This window comes from Aerococcus sp. NPDC058936, from assembly GCF_042741995.1.
In the GTDB taxonomy this organism is placed as follows: domain Bacteria; phylum Bacillota; class Bacilli; order Lactobacillales; family Aerococcaceae; genus Aerococcus.
This window is the reverse complement of sequence record NZ_JBHYKZ010000001.1, coordinates 51,508-72,476: the sequence shown is the minus strand read 5'-3', so window position 1 is coordinate 72,476 and position 20,969 is coordinate 51,508. Positions and strand designations below refer to the sequence as shown.

The window sequence follows — 20,969 nt, the reverse complement described above, 5'->3', positions numbered from 1 at the left end:
TGGTGATTTATACTTCTTCAAAGAATTGACCAGGATGTTCAATTGCTCGAACACGGATAATATCTGGAATCTCCTCTAATTTTGCGACTAAACGCTCAACTTTCTCATAATCTAATTCCTCTAAGTCAACTATTGTATAAGCAAAGTCACCACGACCACGGTTCACCATGTTGGCGATATTCATTCCTTGTTCCGCAACAAAGGTTGAAATCTTACCAATCATGTTTGGAATGTTACGGTTGATAATGGTGATACGCACTGGTGAATTAAAGCTCATTTGTACAGATGGGAAGTTCACTGAATTGATAATATCCCCTGTATTCAAGAAGCGTTTTAGGTTTCCAGCTGCCATACGAGCGCAATTGATTTCAGCTTCCTCAGTAGAGGCACCTAAATGTGGTAAGACACGGATTTTTTCATGGTGCAATAAATCAGCATCCGCAAAATCTGTTGTATAGCCACCAATACGGTTTTCGTTGACTGCTTTTAAGACTGCGTCCTTATCAACAATAGGGCCACGGGCGAAGTTATATAACTGCGCATCCTCTTTCATCATAGCCAACTCACGTTCGCCAATCATACCACGCGTTGAATCCATTAAAGGTACGTGAACTGTAATAAAGTCACAGATTTTCAATAGGTCATCTAATTCCATCACACGGTTCACACGACGAGAAATACTCCAAGCAGTATCTACAGACACATATGGATCATAACCGTACACTTCAATTCCTAAACGGTAAGCATCGTTAGCAATCATAGCACCAATTGCACCTAGTCCGACAACACCTAACTTCTTACCTTCTAACTCATTACCCGCAAATTGTTTCTTGTTTGCTTCAACAATTGCTTCTACATCATCACCTGGACCAAACTTGTAATTTTGTATCCATTCATGTCCTTGTAGAATAGGACGAACAGATAATAATAAATTAGCTAGCACTAACTCTTTAACCGCATTCGCATTCGCACCAGGGGTATTGAAAACAACAATTCCTGCTTCAGTAGCACGCTCAGTTGGGATATTATTTGTACCCGCACCAGCTCGCGCAATCGCTTTTAATGAATCGTTAAATGTCATATCATGCAGATTTTTTGAACGCAAAATTAATGCATCCGGATCATCATTTTCATTAATGGCATATTTTGCTCGTTCAAAACGTTCCATACCCTCTGCAGCAATCGCATTATAAGTCGTTAATTGATAAACTTTATCCTTTAATTCCATTTGTTAAATAATTCCTCCATACTTTAAAGTGGGCACAACATCCGGTTACATGTCGGTTGATGACCATCATTACACTGTAAGCCGCATATTTAAGTTGTTGATCGGCTATTTATTTTCCTCTTCAAATGCTTTCATAAATGCTACTAGTGCTTTAACCCCTTCTAATGGGAAAGCATTATACAAGCTAGCACGCATACCACCCACTGAACGGTGGCCTTTTAATTGTTTAAATCCAGCAGCATCCGCTTCAGCAATAAATTTCTTGTCTAATTCAGGATCATTCGTTAAAAATGGAATATTGGTTAATGAACGGTTTTCTGCTTTTACATGGTTGATAAATAAATCAGATTGATCAATGTAGTCATACAATAAGTTCGCACGTTGTTTAGCATTCTCATACATGGCTTCTTGTCCACCTTGTGCTGCTACCCAATCCAATACCAAACCAACCATGTAAACAGCAAATGTTGGTGGTGTATTAATCATAGAGTCTTTATCTGCTTGTGTTGCATAAGAGAAGAAATCCGGTAGAGATTGATCATCTTTCAGTAAATCTTCTCGTACAATAACAATTGTAACCCCTGAAGGACCCAAGTTCTTTTGTGCACCCGCATAAATTAAACCGAACTCTTCTACTTTATAGTCATTTGCTAAAATATTAGAGGACATATCCGCTACTAAAGTCACCCCATCAAATGCCGGGATATCATGGAAAGTTACGCCACCAATTGTTTCATTCGTCGTGATATGTAAGTAAGCTGCCTCTGAATCAACAGCTTCAGCAGTAATTTCTGGTACTTCTGTAAACCCTTGTGCCTTAGAAGATGCAATGACATCAACCGACACATCATCTAAATTTTCGGCTGCTTTAATGGCTTTTGTAGCCCATGAACCTGTATTCACATATTGAGCCTTTTGCCCTTTTGCTAGGTTTGCTGGTACCATTGTGAATTGTTGTGTTGCCCCACCCTGTAAGAATAACACTTTATAATGATCAGGAATGTGCATCAAATTGCGCAATTGTTGTTCAGCTCGTTCGATAATCTCAACAAAGGAGGATGAGCGGTGACTCAATTCCATCACGGACATCTCTGTACCGTTGTAATTTAAAAGTTCCGCTTGTGCTTGTTCTAATACAGCTTTTGGCAATACTGCCGGTCCAGCTGAGAAATTATAAACAGTTGTCATTTAATTTCCTCCATCTATTGGTTTGCATATTTTGAACGACTTCACATCGTCACCACTATTATATGCTTTCATTTAATTTTAATCTACCCTAATTTCAACTTATTTTTCTCTCATTTTTTATTCGAATAGCACCTTGTGCATATAAAAAACAGAATATAACCTTTAATTTTGGGATTTTCGTACGTTTATAAACTATTTTTTCACAAATTAACGCTCGCAATGTTCGTGTTTTCAGGACTAGAAAAGATTCCTATTTCCAACCAACTAGTACATATATTGTCCTTTCTGGATGATATAAGTTATCATTCTATAAAAGAGCTTGAGGGAGTGACAACATGAAATTATATATGAAGCAAAAGTTATTTTCATTAAAGCAGGATTTTAATATTTACGACCACAATCAAACGCCCCTATTTCGTGTATCAGGTAAATTATTTTCAATTGGACGCCAATTACGGATTTACGATGCCCTAACAGATGAAGAACTGGCTTATGTAAAAGAATCGCCTTTTCGCTTTTTAACCCAGCTAAAGGTTTACCAAGGCAATGATTACGTGGCGACTATCCAACAAAAAATGACCTTATTTAAAACCAAAATGGCCATTCAAGATATCGGATGGACAATTGAAGGAGACTTTTTAGGTTGGCATTACGTCATTAAAGATGAAGAAAATCAGACAATTGCGCAGGTTAAAACAAAAGTGCTATCTTGGTCAGATACTTTTGAAATATCGATTGATGATACTCAAGTAGATCCTATTATTGTACTAGCGATTATTCTTTCGATTGATACTATCCGTGACAAGCAACAATCTGGTTGAGAAACGTAAAACTGATGACCGCTACCTAAGCTGAAATTACTATAATAAAGGCTTACTGGAAGCACATACCAACAATTTTCAGTAAATCCATTCACTTTAGCCTAACAGCTAAAACATTTTTCTTCCTCAGGAATAGGCCTGCTCTCATTCCAGGACTGCCTTTTTATGGATAAGTTTCAGAAATACCGTAGAGATTTGTCTAAAAGCCACAGTTTAAAGTGATCAGATAACGAAAATGCCTTAAATTAAGATCATCACCGGCAATAGTGACCAGAAATACGATTAAACAAAATTCAATTCTTTGTTGTATATGCAAAAAAATAGACTGACTTATCCATTCATCGATGGTCTAAGTCAGTCTATTTCTGTCTATTAAAGTTATACTTCTACAACATCTTTAATTAATTGGTAAATGAATTTCTCTGCATCAAACACTTGCAGGTCATCCACTTTTTCACCCAGTCCGATAAATTTAACCGGAATATCCATCTCATAACGAATTGCAAAAATCACGCCACCCTTAGCAGTTCCATCAAGTTTGGTTAAGACAATACCGTCAATATCTACAGTCTTATCAAACTCTTTAGCTTGGACTAAGGCATTTTGCCCCGTTGTTGCATCGAGTACCAATAAAATTTCATGCGGTGAACCAGGTAATTCCCGTGTTAAGATACGTTTCATTTTATCTAATTCGTTCATTAGGTTAATTTTAGTTTGTAATCGTCCAGCTGTATCTACTAATAAATAGTCATAACCACCTTCACGCGCAGTTTTCGCTGCGTCAAAAGCGACAGAAGCCGGATCTCCTTGCGCCTTACCGGTCACAATTGGCACATCAATACGGCGTGCCCATTCTTCTAATTGTTCAATCGCACCCGCACGGAAAGTATCCCCTGCAGCAAGCAAGACTTTTTTACCATCTTGTTTTAATTGGTAAGCCATTTTCCCAATAGTAGTTGTTTTGCCGACACCGTTTACGCCAACAAATAAAACGACTGTTGGACCATCTGGATTTTCATTGATTTCAACATTAGGCTCGCCACCCTTGTCGTAAATCTCCACCATTTTTTCAATGATGACATCTTTTACTTGTTCACCTGAACTAGCACCGCGACGTTGCACTTCCTCCCGCACTGCATCAGATAAGGCAAGTGTCATATCAAAACCAACATCAGAAGAAATGAACGTCTCCTCTAAGTCATCAAAAAATTCATCATCCACTTGGCGGAAACCAGCAAATAATTCATTCATACGGTCAGAGAAAGAACGACGTGTTTTCTCAACACCCTTATCGTACTTTTCAAAGACAATCTGCTCTTGACTAGATGATTCAGATTGACGCTGTTGTTCAACAATCTCATCCTCACCCGTAAACGCGCGTTTAATACGGTCAAATAATCCCATCGTATCACTCCTTCACTAAATTAAAAATTTTAAATGCAATCGTAACATTATAAGTTAAGTAATAATTCCAATAGACCTACTTATATGATAAAAATAACTGTCTTGTTTAACGCTAAGTTAAATACTATTTTTGGTAAAAATTGAAACAGTTTTACTAAAATCAAACAATATTTAATAAAGTATTTATTTTGATACAACTTATAAATTTAATTTACTCATTATATATTGTACTAAATAGTATTTTCCATATTCAGCATGAGGCTGGAACTTTCCTATCATGCCTTCGCAGTGAAAAAGGATGACTGACCCATATCATTCTGTTTGAAATTTATTCCTTACAGAATGAATCGTCAGGCAAGGAATTAGACCTTGGCTAATTCCGGTCCCACTGCAAGTTGAGCTCTGCAGGATAGACAGGTTTCCGCTTCAGAATACCTTGCATCACACCTTGTGTGATACACGCTATTCTTCCATCGTCTCCTGTCTGGACATCCTTGCATCACATCCTAATTTTAAGGCAATGATAGGAAAAGTGTAAGCCGAAGGCTTATAATATTCTCCTAAAGGACTTAAATCAATCAGTATATTAATCTAATTATAACGTTATTTTTAATCATCTGTCTTAAAGAAAACAAAATGGTCGATTGCTTTAGCAACACCGTCATTCTCATTAGAATCTGTGATATAATCAGCGAACGCTTTTACATCTGGTCGACCATTTGCCATCACCACAGATGTGCCAGCCCACTTAAGCATCGCTAAGTCATTCTCCTCGTCACCAATTACCATCACTTGGTCTTTGGTTAATTCTAAAATATCGGCTAAATGACTCACACCAGTTCCTTTATCAATCCCTTTAGGCATGATTTCTAATTGGAAAGGATGACTACGCATCACTTCAAAATCTTCATATACCCAGTTTGGAATTTGATCAATCACACGCATTAAATGATCCGTTTCTGTATTCACGACTACTTTAAAAATAGCCGTTTCTGGATCTAAATTGGCCATATCAAATTGTTTAAACGGTAAGAAATTCATTGTTTGTTGATAATGACCTGGATGATTTTCAGGGAATGGGAATTGGTAAACTGCGTCAATCAATACGGCTTCAAGTGGCAATTCTAAAGACGCCATCACGTCATATAACCGTTTAGCATCTGCCATAGACATGGTCACTTGGCTAGCCACCTTACCAGTCTTATTTTGAACAACTAGCCCACCGTTATAAGTAATTGAATAGTGGTCAGCAGAATTGGTTTCTAAAGTATCCAAAAATTTTTGAATGGCTTCAAGTGGTCGCCCAGTACAAATGGCGACATCCACACCGTTATCAATCGCCTTGCGGATCATTTCACGGTTACCCTCACTAATTGTCTTATCGTTCCGTAACAAAGTGCCATCTAAATCAATTGCAATTAATTCAATCATAATACCCTCATATTTCTATTCAATATTTCTACTAAATTACTTACATTTTGCCACATTTCCCAATGAAACACGAATAATTCCTATTTAATTTGATGATTCTAGTATTTTCTCATCGAAATCTTCTAAACGAACTGCCGCTAATTTAGATACCCCAGAATCTTGCATGGTCACCCCGTACAAGATATTAGCTGACTCCATTGTCCCCTTACGATGAGTAATCACAATAAATTGCGTCTTATCCGCAAATTCACGTAAGAACCGTCCGTAACGGGCAACATTGGCTTCATCAAGGGCTGCTTCCACCTCATCCAAGATAGAGAAAGGCACTGTTTTCACATCTAAAATAGCGAATAATAAGGCGATTGCTGTTAAGGCTTTCTCCCCACCTGATAATAAGGACAAGTGTTGAAGTCGCTTGCCAGGTGGTTGCGCTTCAATATCAATCCCTGATTCCAGCAAGTTGTCCGGTTGTGTCAATTTAAGACTCGCCCGACCCCCGCCAAATAGTTTAGGGAAGATCTCTTCAAATGCGTCCCGAATAGCAACAAATGCTTGTTCAAACCGTTCAGACACTTCTTCATCCATTTCAGAAATCGTTTGATAGAGTTTTTCTTTGGCAGCCAACACATCATCTCGTTGCTTTTGCATAAAGGTAAACCGTTGATTCACTTCTTCAAACTCATCAATGGCTGCTAAATTAACCGGTCCAATTTGTTCAATTTCTTTTTTCAACTGACGCACTTTAAGGGACGCTGATTCCATGGACATGGTTAATTCTGACGTCGCTCTTGCCCGTTCGAAGGTCAAACCGTACTCTTCCCGCAAGTGGGTCAAGTGGTTGTCAATCGACACTTCATAACGTGAGGCTGTTGCTTCCACTTTAGCTTGTTTTTCAAGCAAGTCTTGGAGATGCGTATTCATCTCTTGAACTTCTTGGTCCAGTTCATCCGCCTTGGTTTGGGCGTCGTTTCGGACTTTGCGTATGGCCTTCAATTCAGCTTCGCAGTCTTTTTGGGCTTTAACTGCCGCTTGATAGTCAGCTTCCAAGGTCCCTGAAGTTTCAGAATTGGACAAAATAGCCTCTCTCATTAACTTGAGTTCAGCTTCCACTTGGCTGACTTGGTTTTCTTTTGCGGCTAGTTCCGATTTCTGACCCTGCAATTGGATTTCAACTTGCTCATATTTGGACCTCAAGACCGCTAATTCGGTCTCCGAAGCCTGCAATTGTTCTTGTAATTGTGCCCGTTTTTCAGCCTTATCTGTAGCAGATAAGTTCATATCCTCAATCAGATTTTTCAATTGGTCTACTTGGTCGTCAATAACTTTTAAATCGGCTTCTAACTTTGCTTTGGCTTTTTCTTGCTTGGCCTTTGTTTTTGAAGCAGAAGCTTGCAGACTTTCACCGGTTTTTAAAGCCTCAGTTAAGTCAGCAATTTGCCCGGTTAACTGGTCAATTTGATTGGTTAAAGTCCGTTCACTAAAGCGCGCTTCATCCCCTTGTGCCTTGACGATTTCAAGGTCTTTCACCATCTCTTCAGCTTCTTGTGACGCGTGCTGCATCTCTTCTTGCAAGTTGCTTACGGTTGCGGTCAAGGTCTTGATTTCCTGGCTTAAGTGGTCGATGTCCGTTTTCCTTGACAATAAACCAGCATTGTTACTTCGTTTCGTTGCCCCACCAGTCATTGACCCGCCAGCGTTAATCACATCTGATTCTAGGGTCACAATTCGGTAGCGAGAATGCAAGGCTTTCGCAATCGCACGGGCATTATCAAGATGATCAGCGACAATGACATTCCCCATTAAATTGGCCATGATGTGTTGGTATTGGCTGTCAAAGTCAACCAAATCAACCATCACACCGATAAATCCAGGCATAGATTGGATTTTATTCAAGTCATTGGGATTTACTGACCGGCCTTTAATTACATCAAGAGGTAGGAAAGTTGCCCGCCCTGCACGTTGCCGTTTCAATTCACCAATTAATTGGCTAGCAACCTGACCATTTTGGGTCACAATATTTTGCATAGCGCCAGCTAGCGCTGTTTCAACGGCGCCAGTATAAGTATCTGGCACGCGGAGCAATTGGGCTACCGCCCCGTGGACCCCTTGGATAGAACTCGATAGATCTAAAGCGGCCTTAACTCCTTGGTAGAAACCAGCGTGGTCGCGGTCCAAATCTTCTAGCGACTCTTTACGGGCAGTAGCCTGCATCAACCGTTGATTGGCCTGGTTCATTTCCTGGTTGGCCCGGTAGGCCTCGTCTTGCTTGGCTTTGACTGCTTGGTCTTGAGCCTGGTATTGGCTTAGCAAGGCTTCGATTTCTTGGCCCAGGGCTTCTTTATCAGCAACAGCTTTGGCCAATTGGTCTTTCAAGTCTTCCAATTGCGCTTCTTTTTCAGACCGGTCAGATTGGTCTTTTTCCACTGAGGCCGCTTCATTCGCCATATCTTTTTCCAGCTGACTCAAGTCATTTTGTAAGCTAGATTGCTTTTGTAGGGCCGCAATATATTCGGTCCGTTTGGCTTGAACTGCCGCTTCAGAATCATCCGAAAGGTCTTCAAGCGCAGACAGTATACTATCGCGGTCAGTCGTTTTTTCTGCGATAGCCTTTTCCATATCCCCTAACTGGGCTCTCAATTGGATAATAGAAGCTTTAAAGTCTTTTACTGCAGCCTTCAAACTATCAAGGTTTTCAGCTTGGTTGGCTTGGTTATTTTCCTTGAAAAGGACTTTTTGATGATGAACTTGAATTTTGGCTTGTAGTTGCTCCGCATTTTTCACCAAATCAACATATTGCTCTTGCAATTGATTAACAGACGCGTCTGCTTCATTCGCTTTACCTTTATGTTCAGCTAGATAAGTCTGCGTTTCGGTTAACGCAGCTCGACGTTTCTGGATATCCTCACCGTAAGCTACGATGTCATTTTTCGCTACTTGCCACTGCTCATTCAAGGTTTCAATCTGAACAGCCGTTAAAGCAATCTCAATTTCAGATAGCTCTGCCTTTGATTCCTTATAATGTAAAGCTGCATTTTTTTGCATTTCAAGGGGTTCAATCCGGTCGGCAAGTTCAGATAAAATATCATAAATTCGGTGCAAGTTCTCTTCAGTATGTTTCAACTTCCGTTCAGCTTCATGCTTACGCGACTTGTACTTCATAACACCAGCAGCTTCTTCAAAAATCCCCCGTCTATCTTCCGGTTTCTGGGTGAAAATCTGTTCCACCTTACCTTGGGAAATAATGGAGAAAGAATCTCGTCCGATGCCCGTATCCATCATCAATTCCGTGATATCACGCAAACGACATGGACGGCGGTTAATCAAATATTCAGAATCCCCAGCCGCTGTATAACGACGTGAGACAGATACCTCATCCGTATCAAAATCCAAAGCCCGGTCGCTGTTATCAAAAGTCAGGGTTACCTGGGCATATTGGCCCTTACGGCGGTCTTCCGCACCAGCAAAAATCACGTCAGACATCTTAGACCCGCGCAAGGACTTGGCAGATTGCTCCCCCAAAACCCACTTAATGGCCTCTGTAATATTCGACTTCCCTGAGCCGTTTGGTCCTACAATAGCTGTAAACCCATTATCAAATTCGATTGTCGTCTTATCTGCAAAACTCTTAAAGCCGACCATTTCAACTGTTTTTAGGTACACAGGCTAATTCCTTTCTCCCACTATTTTTTCAACATTTCTAAAGCATTGGCCGCCGCAGCTTGTTCCGCCGCCTTCTTAGAATGGCCAACACCTCGTCCAATGATTTCATCATATAAACGAACCGCCACGTGGAACTCCTTACTATGGGCTGGACCAGACTCACTTTCTAATTCGTAAGACAACTGGATAGCACCCTTTTTCTGTAATTCTTCCTGTAAAGCCGTCTTCGCATCAGATAAACGCGTAAATTCGCCATTCTTGATCTTAGGATAAATGGTTAGGGACATGAAATGCTCTATCGCATCTAACCCAAGATCAAGATAAATCGCACCTAAAACAGACTCAAACAAGTCACACAATAAAGACGGACGCTTGCGACCATTACTTGCTTCTTCACCGTTACCCAAACGGACAAATTGGTCAAAACCACACTCAACACAACGTTTAGCTAATGACTCCTCGCGAACAATTAAAGCACGTAAAGACGACATCTGTCCCTCATCCATCTTAGGATAATTTCGGTATAAATAATTAGATACCACTAACTCTAAAACAGCATCCCCTAAAAACTCAATCCGCTCATTATCCAACAACGCCAATTTTTGGTTCTCATTCACATACGAAGAATGGGTAAACGCCTCAATATAGTGCGTTTCATCTTGTAACTCTAAACCAAACTGATCAGCTAATAGAGCCTTTACACCTGACAAATCCATGAAAATTCCTCCTTCTTTAATTTCAATAAAATAAGGCTGGACAACCAACTGCCAGCCTCCTCAAACATCGACTCCTAAGCCTATTTATGGCTATCGATATACTTCACAATATCCGCAACAGTTTTAATCTCTTCAACATCATCATCAGAAATCTGGATGCCGAAATTGTCTTCCAATTCCATCACCAATTCCACAACATCCAAGGAATCCGCACCCAAATCGTCCGTAAACGACATCTCAGGCGTCACACTAGAAGCCTCCACACCGAAACGTTCCACAATTAAAGCCGCTACTTGATCAAAAGTTGTACTCTCTGCCATGAAAATCCTCCTATATCAAACCTTCAGTAACATTTCATCTAAAAATTTTTCTTTTTTTAAAAGGGGGAAACTAGGCCGAGCTAGCCCCCAATATTATCTAAATTATTCTGCCTTCTTGGCAGCCATCTCATTTTCAAATGTCGTCGCTAATTCCTCAATAATACCTGCATCCACAATCGTCGCCGCTTGTAATATCGTATGGAAGACACTCGTCGCATTGGATGACCCGTGGGCCTTTAATACAGGTGCCTTAACACCAAATAAAATCCCACCGCCAGCTTGGTCTAAATCGATTTTTGTCATCATATCTTTCAATGACCCTTTAATCAATAAACCACCAAGTTTTGACGACACACCACCATCCATAATGGCATTTTTAACCAATTTCATGACAGCAGCCGCTGTTCCTTCCACTGATTTTAATACGGCATTTCCGGTAAATCCATCGGCTACGACAATATCTGCTACCCCGTTTAAAATTTCACGAGACTCTACATTTCCAGTAAAGTGAATCTGATCATTGGCTTTCAACAAACCAAAGGCTTCTTTCGTTAAGTCATTCCCCTTATTGTCTTCAGTCCCGTTATTCAATAAACCAACTGAAGGTGCGTCTTTTTTCAAGACTGCACGGGCATAAGCTGACGCCATGACTGCATATTGATTTAAATAAGACGCTTTCGATTCCGCATTGGCACCACAGTCTATTAATAATACTGAGTCCCCAATATTGGCTAAGTTTGGTAGAGCTGCCATTAAGGCTGGACGCTCAACACCCTTCATTCGGCCAACCACTAGTAAGCCTGATGTTAATAAGGCACCTGTGTTACCTGCTGAAATCAAGGCATCTGCTTCACCGTTACGGACTGCACGCGCTGCCATCACCATTGATGACTCACGTTTTGAACGCACAGCGCGAACCGGATCATCTTCAGATAAAATCTTATCTGCTGCGTGAATAATTTCCACGTTATCAGGTGTAGGCCCTTCAATTTCTGCTTTGATCGCATCTTCATCTCCATAAAATATGATGGTGACGTCTTTACGTTCAGCTGCAGCTTTTAAGCCACCCAAGACGATTTCTTTAGGCGCGTTATCGCCACCCATTGCATCTACTGCAATTCTCATTTCTATGCCTACTTTCTACATTCAATAAATTCAAAAATCTGTTCTTATTATAGCATACCCAGTGACACTTGTAGCCTATAAGGGCAAAAGGATTTCTGCTTGAAAACTTACAGCACCTTGATCCTGATTGTCCTTATCTTCCCCAATTTTTATTGCACCAATAATCCTAAGCGTTGATTGTTGTCACTTGCTGGTCAAGCCATCCGGCTAAATCAGCGAATTCAGTTTGGTTACCTTCAAAATAAGGGATAAACTGTATGGCGTCTTCACGAGCCACTTCTAAAATGACACCATCTTCTATTGGGTCAGCCACCTTAAATTCTGGTAAACCAGACTGACGGGTACCAAAGTAATCACCGGCACCACGTAATTCCAGATCTTGTTGACTAAGGTAAAAACCATCTGTCGATTCAACCATGATATTCATCCGCTGTTTACCGTTATCTGTTCTTGGATCAGCTACTAATACGCAGTATGATGCATGCTCACCACGTCCTACCCGCCCTCTTAACTGATGGAGCTGGGCTAAACCAAACCGGTCAGCATCTAAAATCACCATATAAGTCGCATTAGGTACGTTAACCCCTACTTCGATCACCGTTGTGGATACCAGTATTTGAATAGCATTGTTTTTAAAGGCTTCCATGACTTGGTCTTTTTCGTCCGCACTCATTTGTCCGTGCAATAAACCAACTGAAAACTGACTGCCAAATTGAGTAGCATAAGTTTCGTATATATGCTCAGCATTTTGTGCTTCTAAGGCTTCTGATTCACCGATTAAAGGACAAATAATATAAGCTTGCCGGCCTTTTCGCACTTCTCGCCAAATTTGTTCATCTACTTGAGCTTGTCGGTTATGACGAACCCAAGACGTTTCAATTGGAATACGACCCGAAGGCATTTCCTTTAACTTAGAAACGTCCATATCCCCCATCAAGGTAATCTCCAATGTACGAGGGATCGGGGTCGCGGTCATATAGAGAACATTAGGTGCTTTGAATTCCCCTTTTGCCACTAATTTAGACCGTTGATTAACCCCAAACCGGTGCTGCTCATCAATCACCACCATCCCTAAGTCAGCGAATTTTACATCATCTTGAATTAAGGCATGCGTCCCAATTAAGAGGTCAATGTCCCCGTTTACCAAGTCGGCTAACATTTCCCGTCGTGCCTTAGTTTTTGTTGAACCAGTCAGTAAAGCCACTTTGTAATCCGTTTTTTCAAAAAAGCCTGCAATGGAGGCATAATGTTGGTCAGCTAAAATTTCAGTAGGTACCATCATGGCGCCTTGAAAACCAGCATCAATCGTTGCCACTAAGCAAATCATAGCTACTACCGTCTTCCCTGATCCAACATCTCCTTGAAGCAGGCGGTTCATCTGAAAGGGTTGCCGTAAATCTGCACAAATTTCATTCACTACAGCCTTTTGGCCAGCTGTCAATTCAAAGGGAATCGTCTGGATAAAGTCACGCAGGTGGTCGTTATCATAAAGTACTTGGGCACCATTGGCAATGCGGCGTTGTTGCAATTTGCGCCATTGTAATTTCAAGGCGTACAAGAAAAGTTCCTGGTATTTCAATTGCCGCCTAGCTTGCCGGTTATTTTCTTCACTATCTGGAAAATGGATTTGCTGGATGGCGAACTTATGCGGCATGAGTTGGTATTTTTCCCGCAAAGCTTCGGGCAATAATTCCACCACTAGGTCTCCATATAAATCAATCGCTTGTTTGATTAAGTCCGTTAACGATTTAGTCGACAAGCCTTGAGTTAAATGGTAAATCGCTTCAAAATCATTATCACCATTCTCATCTTCTTGGTGGTTGGAAAAGAGTTTAATCCCTACAATTTGCTGTTTAGCCGCTTCAAATTTCCCATAAACAACAATTTCTTGGTTGACTTGAATATGCTTTTTTAAATAAGGCTGATTAAAGAAGATAACCTGCAACACCTCATGGTCCATAGCTAAGCGAAAGGTCAAACGGTTACGGTTGCGCCCAAAGTATTGGACAACGGGTTCCGTCACTACCACGCCTTTTACCGAAGCTTTGGTATTATCCATCAATTCACCAGCCGATTTTACAGACACATCTTCGTAACGGAAAGGAAAATGGTAAAGTAACTCTTCAACCGTTGAAATCCCAACCTTTTCTAATAATGCCGCTTTTTTTGCGCCAACACCTTTCAAAACCGTCACTGAATCGGATAAAGCTCGTGCCATCACAATCCCCCCTTTCCTTAAAATAACTAGCTATAATGAAAGAAACCCGGACAAACCAGGCTTCTTTTATTAAATTCACCTTATTACTAAAATCAATGATATCGTTAAATATTTACTTGACTCAATATTTCAATCAAAGCGCGTCGATTCGCAAATCCCGATAATTGGTTGGCAACCAAGAAGCCATCTGCTTTGGTTTCTTCTTTCAAACGGCGTAACTGCATTTCTACTTGTTTAGGTGTGCCATACACTTTTCTTGAAGCATGTCTATCTTCTGCATCCGGATCAATCGTTGTCACAAAGTCCCTTGCTTCAGATACTTCCATCAATTCTAGATACGCCCGTTTGTCATCTTCTAGTGCATCTATCCAATCATTTAAGGCATAGTTTAATACTTCCTTCATATTGCGCTTTGTAGACGTCACTGCATAAAGGGCGATCAATACTGAAGGTTTTGGCATTCCTTTTGAAGGTTTAAAGTTTTCCCGGTAGATTTTAATCGTCTCAATACATTCAGCCAAATCGCCTGAGAAGAATAAACCGAATACCATGCCTAAACCTTTCTCCGCAATAAACTTTGCATTACGGCGTGAACCCAACATGGTATAAAGTGGCGTTACCCCATCGAAATAAGTAGGCATTACACGTAGTCCATGCATCTCATCTTCAGTTGCAAGATCATCATAAAGTAAACCTGCAATTTGTGAAATCGTCTTTTCATAGTCCAGTCCACGATTAATCTGCATGCCTAATGTTTCCTGACGGGTGACTTCTTTTGGCATAGAATGGCCAACACCTGCTTCAATACGCCCAGGATACATGGCTTCAAGCACCATATAGTTTTCTGCAATTTGATAAGCAGTGGAATTATTCATAATCACCGCACCCGTACCCAATTTAATCTGCTTTGTTGCTGCACCGTAACGGGCCAATAATAACTGTGGAGTTGATGATAAGACAGCTGGCGTTGAATGGTGTTCTGTTAACCAGTACCGGTCCAAGCCCTTTTCATCCGCCAATTTAGCTAATTCTATTGACTGCTCAAAGGACTCTAATACCGATGTATTTTTATCCCGAGGTATAAAATCTAAAATACCTATCCCTAAAGTCATTTTGTCACTCCTCTTACTGATTTCAATAACTCTATTTTACCATATGTAGAAAAAGAATAAACTGCCCATTTGTATGTGTAGAAAATGAAATATACATCAATCACTGTCAACAATGATCGAATTCCAGTAACCCCACACAAGCATATTGTGTCTTTATTCCTAACAATCTATGATAAGTTTAAGTGAATGAATAAAACACCTTTGGGAGGTAGAAAAATGAAAAGATTCTTACAATATATTGGGTTAGCACTGGTTGCCTTGGTGCTTGCAGCTTGCGGACAAAGTACCAGTGACACACAAACCATCAAAGTGGCCACCTCACCTGGCCCGTATTCTATTTTATTTATGGAAGAAGTGGCCCCACGATTAGAAGAACAAGGCTACACCGTTGAAGAAATTCAGTTTTCCGAATATCGCCAAGCAATGATTGCCGTTGATGAGGGTGAAGCGGATATCAATGTAGATGGTAACCGTTTGAGCACTGAAAGTTACAATGATACTCTGGGTGCTAGTTTTGAGCAAATTGTCCGTGTCCCAACTGTACCTGCTGCCATTTATCCAGGACAAAAAGACAGTCTTGATGATGTTGAAGCAGGTGATACCATCGCTATCGGTACTGGAACGGTTTCCATGATGCGTGGTTTATTACTCATGGAAGATCTTGGGTGGATCACTTTAAACCCGGATGTTGAAGCAGCCAAAGTGACTGCTGACGATATCGAAGAAAATCATGTAGGCATTGAAATTGTCGAAATGCAAAGTGCTGCTATCCCACCTGCAATCCAAGACGTTTCTTATGCCTTAGTTGCTGGATCAATCGCTTATGATGCAGGTATGGACTTAGATTCTCGTTTGGTCACAGAACAACCAATCGAAGGCCTACTACTTGAAGCCATTACCACTGCGGATAAAATGGACCAGCCTTGGGTTGAAGATATCAAAGCTATCTATCAATCAGATGATTTTAATCAGGCAGTCCTTGACCGCAACGAAGAAATTGGTACTGAATTTTGGCTTATCCCTGAAGAAAATCAATAGATTATAGACTTATACAAAAGACAAAAAGCCATCGAAGAAAGTATTATGTAGAGGCCCACAAAAGTTAGACCAAAAATCTAACTTTTGGGGGTTTATTTTTATAGCAAAATATTCACTAGAATTTAAATTGGAAATTATAAAACATTATCTGGGGAAAGACGGTGGTTACCTAGCGGTAGCAAGAAATATAATATTCAAGATTCTATTGTAATAAGATGGGTTGATAGCTATCAACAATTTGGATATGTCTAGAAAAGAGAATTGTTATGACAATTCACCAATGGCATCATTTTTCGGCCATAGGAAGGATGTAGTATTATCCGAAAGAAGAGAAACACTACAAGACCTTTGCTATGCTGTCGAAGTGTATATTGAATTTTACAACAATCATCGTTATCAGAAAAAATTAAAAAAGATGACCCCAACTGCTTATCGGGACCATCTTCTGTGGGCAGTATAGTGTTCTTTTTTTATTCGTTCAGGTTATTGGTAGGGGTTCAAACCCTGTAACTGGCTATCTATTTACTTGATAACCAGAACACACTGAATGGTTAATCAATTATGGGGTGGTATCAGCGCATGACCATGAATTGATTGAACAGTTTAAACTAAAGGTGTATGGTAGCATTAAAAGATTACTTATTTCAAAAGGAGAATTGGATGATAAATATTATACAAGCAGTTGGTTCAATCGGCACATTTATTATGGCACTGTTATATCTCATTTCGGTAATGGTACAAATCAAACAAATTAAAATTTCTTTCATCCCATTCTTGACTTTCGATCAAATTATTATAGAACAAGAAGGAAAAAATTTAAAGTTAAGAAATATAACTGAAACGGATTCTGACTATGTAAATACTGCTTTTAAACTACAAAATTTAGGTGGGGGAACTGCTAAAAATATAGATATAAAAGTCTATTTAAATGAAAACGAAGTTATACAAGAAAAACACCTTAATGTTTTACCTAGTGATAAATATTATTTAATGCCCATTGGCAAAAATGCGCTTGAAGAATTTCAAGATACAGTTAAAAATAATGGTTATAAAACCCATATGCTTATTAATATAAGCTACTATAATCAACTCTCTAAAAAGCAAAATAATATTATGTACCGAGTCAATATTGAGAAATTCCTTAATTTGGATGATAAAAATTTATATGAACTGACATTTGATACTATCGATAGCTATTAGTCCAAATATGCGAATCCAAAAAATATATTCTCCTATTTTATTCATTGCGCCTCCTTTATTTTTCGTCATAAAATTTCACATAAATAAAAACCCCCATGATATCAAATTCATGGGGGTCTTTCGCAAACACCATAGTCATTACCTAACGTATGGTGTCTAAGTGCGCCCTTTGCTTTAATCAACTTCTATTTCTGCTAAAAAGGGAATAGGATTTTCCCAAAAGCATTAATTTTATATTTTGTCATGACAATGATTGTACTTGCTGCTGTTACAAAGAATTAACTTAACGCGTACACTGGCATACTTTATCATCAGCAATTTGGAAGCCGACTACAGCTTCCACCATATTTTTAGCCACTAAGTCTAGATTAGACAAGTAATAATTACGGTCAGTTGCATCTGCTAAGAAGAATAATTCTAATAAGCGGTAATTGATTCCCCAACGGCGGGCATTGTTACAATTCAACAAGTCCCCTCTTTTTGATAAGCCTAAACCATTTCTAGTGACTAAGCCAAAATGCTTTTGAATCATCGCAATCAAGTTATCATCTATGGCATCTGTCACATAGTCCGAATGAATAATCACATGCCCCCCATTTTGCGGTTTAGCCGCCGCGTCCATATGTACTTCAACTACCACCCAATCCGCATAGGTCTTCATATCTGTTGCATGTTGGTAAAGATTGTCCATATAGAAAGCCACTTTGATGCCAGCTGCTTTAGCCCATTTTTCAATATAGGGTTTTAACTTCCGCACCATTTCTACCTCAGTAAATTGCCCAGAAACAGCACCTGGGTCCCCATTTCCATGTCCAAATGCAATTAATAGGCCTTTATATTCTTTAAATGTTGTTGATTTCATCTTGTCTCCTAACCCACCAATAAATGGCGAATAGATTGTAGTTTATCCATCAAATTGCGTTTCTTATTGTAAATCGCTTGGCGAGAAATCGGGTAAATTTCAAGCAATAACTTGGTCTTACCCTGACAAGCAATCACCTGATAGAGAAAATCCAAATCACGGTAGCGCAATATCTTCGCCGCTTCAGCTAAGAAATGCTGAATATCAGCCGTTATTTCAATCGTATGCCCAGCACCCAAACCAGCCTCAAATACCCAGTCATCCGCTGTCGAAAACTCCTGACCACCCAAACGTGTATGCTTACGTAATTCATCCAACACCCGCCAAGCCATCACCCGCTTCACATACGCTACAAACCGGTAACGATCAGCCTCATTCAGCGGATCCCCATCAAACTCCTCCGCGGCCTGATATAAAGCAATCTGAGCTAACTGATAAACATCATCGTAATAAGCCTTATACACATCCACACGATACCGCTTTAAGACATGCACAATCACGCCATGATACTGGTCCAACAACTCCGGATACCGATACTGATCAAACATAAACGCAAATTCCTCCCCTAAACGAGCCTAAAGTATCTTGTCATCACCTGCAGGTACCTTAAAATACGTTTAATACTCGGAAAAAGGCAAGCCCGCGCTAGGCTGATTACCTGGTATTTTTGACTGCAATTATCACCTAAAAGATAAAAACATTAAATCAAAACGGCTAATTTCCGTCAAATCATCACTTATTCAATATAAAACAATCTATTTTCAAGTCCTAGCAATTATTTGGTTTCATAATAATAAATACAATGTTATAAATAAGATAACAAAAAGTATAAAGGTGGTAGAACATGCGCATAGATAACAGGAATCTTGAAACAGTCCCAGAAAAATTCAATTGGCAAGACCATCTCAACACCATCATCGAAAAAGCCATCACTGGAAATCCCCGTCACTTCAATCAACTGCTTCAAAACATGTCCCTCCTCTATAATGTGTCAGCATTTAAACTCCCTTTTAAGACAATTATTCTTTTCACCGACCAAACCTTTGGCATTAGTCACCTAGACACCATGTCACTCTTGAAAGCTTGGCATGACCAATACGCCTTCCCGGGGACTTATTTCAATCAAACACATACGGATATTTTGGATAGTAATAAACGGTTACCGATTACCCTTGGAAATTTTGCCTTCCAACGGTTCGATGACAAAAAGGAGATGAATCACATCCTGGCCTTACACAATATCCAAGTCTACTATGCAGACGCCCAGTGCAAGAGGGCTACCTGGATTGAAGTAGACAACCACTTCAAATATAAAATCAATCTAAAAAATCAATATTTAAGAGAAAAAATGGGTTTTTATGCCACCTTCCGCCAACAACACTTACGATTCTTTAATCAAATGGCTTTTTATAGTCAGTTCAACCACTTCACTCATCATCCACCATTAAGCAATCATGCTGATGAGCATCTTTTTGACAATCAACAATTTATGGTCAGCGAATCTGCCTATCAACCCATTAAAGCCTATATAGACTTTGGCCAGCTAGATAGTATGTACCAACTTTTCGCCAATATTCTCTACTATGTTTTTGGCCCAGAAAAATTAAAGAAAATCGCTGGTAAAAACGCACAAAAGAAGATACGCAAAATTCAAAAAGGCATTAAAGAATAGGATCAAATGCCGGACAAGGATAAGTGTACATTAAAAAAGCTGAGCTATTATTAGCCCAGCCTCATGATTGATTATCTTCTTTAACTAGATATCAATTTCTAACAAAATTGGTGTATGGTCTTGACGCAGACCAGAGTCAAGCATTTCAGATTTTTGCACCTTGTCTGCAATCCGATCACTCACCAACCAATAATCAATTCTCCATCCGGAATTATTGATTTTACTTGTTTTCACCCGTTGAGCCCACCAAGTATAAACACCTTCAACGTCGCCATGAATATGACGGAAAGTATCTGTGAAACCGCGGTTTAACAAGTTAGTAAAACCAGCACGTTCTTCATCAGTGAAACCAGCAGAAAAATGATTATTTTTAGGGTGTGCCAAGTCAATTTCCGTATGGGCGACATTAAAGTCACCACAAGCTATCACTGGCTTCTTAGTATCTAGGTCCGCTAAATAATCTGCATACTGCACATCCCAAGCTTGGCGGTCTTCTAAACGTGCCAAAGCAGATCCCGCATTCGGTGTATAAACATTGGTCACATAGAAATCAGGAAATTCTAAAGTAATCATCCGTCCTTCATGGTCCATCGTCGTTGGTGCCCCAATTTGTGGGAAAGTCACTTCTGGCGTATAGTCTTTCTTATATAAGAACATGGTTCCAGCGTAACCTTTACGGGCAGGCTCCACACTAGACACCCACTGAATCTCATAATCTGGCACATTCGCTTCTAATATCTCAAGGTGCTTTTTCGTAGGACCCTTTGCCGATAGTTTCGTTTCTTGAATCGCAATCACATCTGGTTGATGTTCACGAATCATCTTTAAAACCTCACGTGATAATTCTGCACGCGGAGATGCCCCAGTTAAGGCCGCATTTAAAGAATCAATATTCCATGAAATTAACTTCATTATTAAACCCCTTTACTCATTTTATGACTATATTTTAGCATAATCACAAACATAACCGAAAT

Annotated in this window: 18 protein-coding genes; 5 read left to right on the top strand and 13 right to left on the bottom strand. The window is 39.8% G+C overall.

What is annotated here, in order from left to right:
• Positions 1–7: 7 nt before the first annotated feature.
• Together ACFW0C_RS00350 and serC are read right to left on the bottom strand one after the other, a co-directional pair.
• Positions 8–1,228 carry a phosphoglycerate dehydrogenase gene (locus ACFW0C_RS00350; RefSeq protein WP_378104373.1) on the bottom strand — a complete coding sequence of 407 codons (1,221 nt, stop codon included), beginning with the start codon at positions 1,226–1,228 and terminating at the stop codon, positions 8–10.
• Between the two features lie 105 nt (positions 1,229–1,333).
• On the bottom strand, positions 1,334–2,416 hold the full coding sequence (gene serC / locus ACFW0C_RS00345; protein ID WP_378104372.1) for a 3-phosphoserine/phosphohydroxythreonine transaminase: 1,083 nt from the start codon (positions 2,414–2,416) through the stop codon (positions 1,334–1,336).
• Positions 2,417–2,751: 335 nt separating this feature from the next.
• Here serC and ACFW0C_RS00340 point away from each other — a divergent pair, with 335 nt between their 5' ends.
• A complete protein-coding gene (locus tag ACFW0C_RS00340) occupies positions 2,752–3,237 on the top strand; it encodes an LURP-one-related/scramblase family protein (RefSeq protein WP_378104370.1) in 486 nt (161 codons plus the stop codon).
• Positions 3,238–3,615: 378 nt separating this feature from the next.
• Here the strand turns inward: ACFW0C_RS00340 and ftsY are convergent, their stop codons facing one another.
• The 8 genes from ftsY to ACFW0C_RS00300 form a co-directional block, all read right to left on the bottom strand.
• Complete coding sequence (gene ftsY, locus ACFW0C_RS00335) at positions 3,616–4,641, bottom strand: signal recognition particle-docking protein FtsY (RefSeq protein ID WP_378104369.1); 1,026 nt, start codon at positions 4,639–4,641, stop codon at positions 3,616–3,618.
• A 609-nt stretch (positions 4,642–5,250) separates the two neighbouring features.
• Positions 5,251–6,072, bottom strand: coding sequence for a Cof-type HAD-IIB family hydrolase (locus tag ACFW0C_RS00330; RefSeq protein WP_378104367.1), 822 nt, complete (start codon positions 6,070–6,072; stop codon positions 5,251–5,253).
• Positions 6,073–6,156: 84 nt separating this feature from the next.
• A complete protein-coding gene (smc, locus tag ACFW0C_RS00325; protein ID WP_378104365.1) occupies positions 6,157–9,732 on the bottom strand; it encodes a chromosome segregation protein SMC in 3,576 nt (1,191 codons plus the stop codon).
• Positions 9,733–9,752: 20 nt separating this feature from the next.
• Positions 9,753–10,442 (bottom strand): ribonuclease III, encoded by a 690-nt coding sequence (gene rnc / locus ACFW0C_RS00320; RefSeq protein WP_378104721.1) that lies wholly within the window; start codon positions 10,440–10,442, stop codon positions 9,753–9,755.
• Between the two features lie 86 nt (positions 10,443–10,528).
• Positions 10,529–10,768 (bottom strand): acyl carrier protein, encoded by a 240-nt coding sequence (locus ACFW0C_RS00315; protein ID WP_378104364.1) that lies wholly within the window; start codon positions 10,766–10,768, stop codon positions 10,529–10,531.
• Between the two features lie 102 nt (positions 10,769–10,870).
• Positions 10,871–11,893 carry a phosphate acyltransferase PlsX gene (gene plsX, locus ACFW0C_RS00310; RefSeq protein WP_378104363.1) on the bottom strand — a complete coding sequence of 341 codons (1,023 nt, stop codon included), beginning with the start codon at positions 11,891–11,893 and terminating at the stop codon, positions 10,871–10,873.
• Positions 11,894–12,059: 166 nt separating this feature from the next.
• The gene (gene recG / locus ACFW0C_RS00305) at positions 12,060–14,111 is read right to left on the bottom strand and encodes an ATP-dependent DNA helicase RecG (RefSeq protein ID WP_378104362.1); all 2,052 of its coding nucleotides are present in this window, start codon (positions 14,109–14,111) and stop codon (positions 12,060–12,062) included.
• Between the two features lie 104 nt (positions 14,112–14,215).
• Positions 14,216–15,223 (bottom strand): MsnO8 family LLM class oxidoreductase, encoded by a 1,008-nt coding sequence (locus ACFW0C_RS00300; RefSeq protein ID WP_378104361.1) that lies wholly within the window; start codon positions 15,221–15,223, stop codon positions 14,216–14,218.
• 216 nt (positions 15,224–15,439) lie between these two features.
• Here ACFW0C_RS00300 and ACFW0C_RS00295 point away from each other — a divergent pair, with 216 nt between their 5' ends.
• The 3 genes from ACFW0C_RS00295 to ACFW0C_RS00285 all read left to right on the top strand — a co-directional run bounded on the left by ACFW0C_RS00295 (position 15,440) and on the right by ACFW0C_RS00285 (position 17,461).
• Positions 15,440–16,261 carry a MetQ/NlpA family ABC transporter substrate-binding protein gene (locus ACFW0C_RS00295; protein ID WP_378104359.1) on the top strand — a complete coding sequence of 274 codons (822 nt, stop codon included), beginning with the start codon at positions 15,440–15,442 and terminating at the stop codon, positions 16,259–16,261.
• A 244-nt stretch (positions 16,262–16,505) separates the two neighbouring features.
• Positions 16,506–16,721: an IS3 family transposase gene (locus tag ACFW0C_RS00290; protein ID WP_378104357.1), complete on the top strand. Its 216-nt coding sequence runs from the start codon at positions 16,506–16,508 to the stop codon at positions 16,719–16,721.
• A 158-nt stretch (positions 16,722–16,879) separates the two neighbouring features.
• Positions 16,880–17,461: a hypothetical protein gene (locus ACFW0C_RS00285; protein WP_378104355.1), complete on the top strand. Its 582-nt coding sequence runs from the start codon at positions 16,880–16,882 to the stop codon at positions 17,459–17,461.
• Between the two features lie 283 nt (positions 17,462–17,744).
• Here ACFW0C_RS00285 and ACFW0C_RS00280 read toward each other — a convergent pair whose 3' ends face one another.
• On the bottom strand, positions 17,745–18,323 hold the full coding sequence (locus tag ACFW0C_RS00280) for an N-acetylmuramoyl-L-alanine amidase (protein ID WP_378104353.1): 579 nt from the start codon (positions 18,321–18,323) through the stop codon (positions 17,745–17,747).
• 8 nt (positions 18,324–18,331) lie between these two features.
• Positions 18,332–18,871: a hypothetical protein gene (locus tag ACFW0C_RS00275; protein WP_378104351.1), complete on the bottom strand. Its 540-nt coding sequence runs from the start codon at positions 18,869–18,871 to the stop codon at positions 18,332–18,334.
• 296 nt (positions 18,872–19,167) lie between these two features.
• Here ACFW0C_RS00275 and ACFW0C_RS00270 point away from each other — a divergent pair, with 296 nt between their 5' ends.
• Positions 19,168–19,995, top strand: a complete 828-nt coding sequence (locus tag ACFW0C_RS00270) for a hypothetical protein (RefSeq protein WP_378104350.1) — start codon at positions 19,168–19,170, stop codon at positions 19,993–19,995.
• Positions 19,996–20,079: 84 nt separating this feature from the next.
• On the opposite strand, the gene ACFW0C_RS00265 is transcribed toward ACFW0C_RS00270, so the two are convergent.
• Positions 20,080–20,907 (bottom strand): exodeoxyribonuclease III, encoded by an 828-nt coding sequence (locus tag ACFW0C_RS00265; protein WP_378104349.1) that lies wholly within the window; start codon positions 20,905–20,907, stop codon positions 20,080–20,082.
• Positions 20,908–20,969 lie beyond the last annotated feature (62 nt).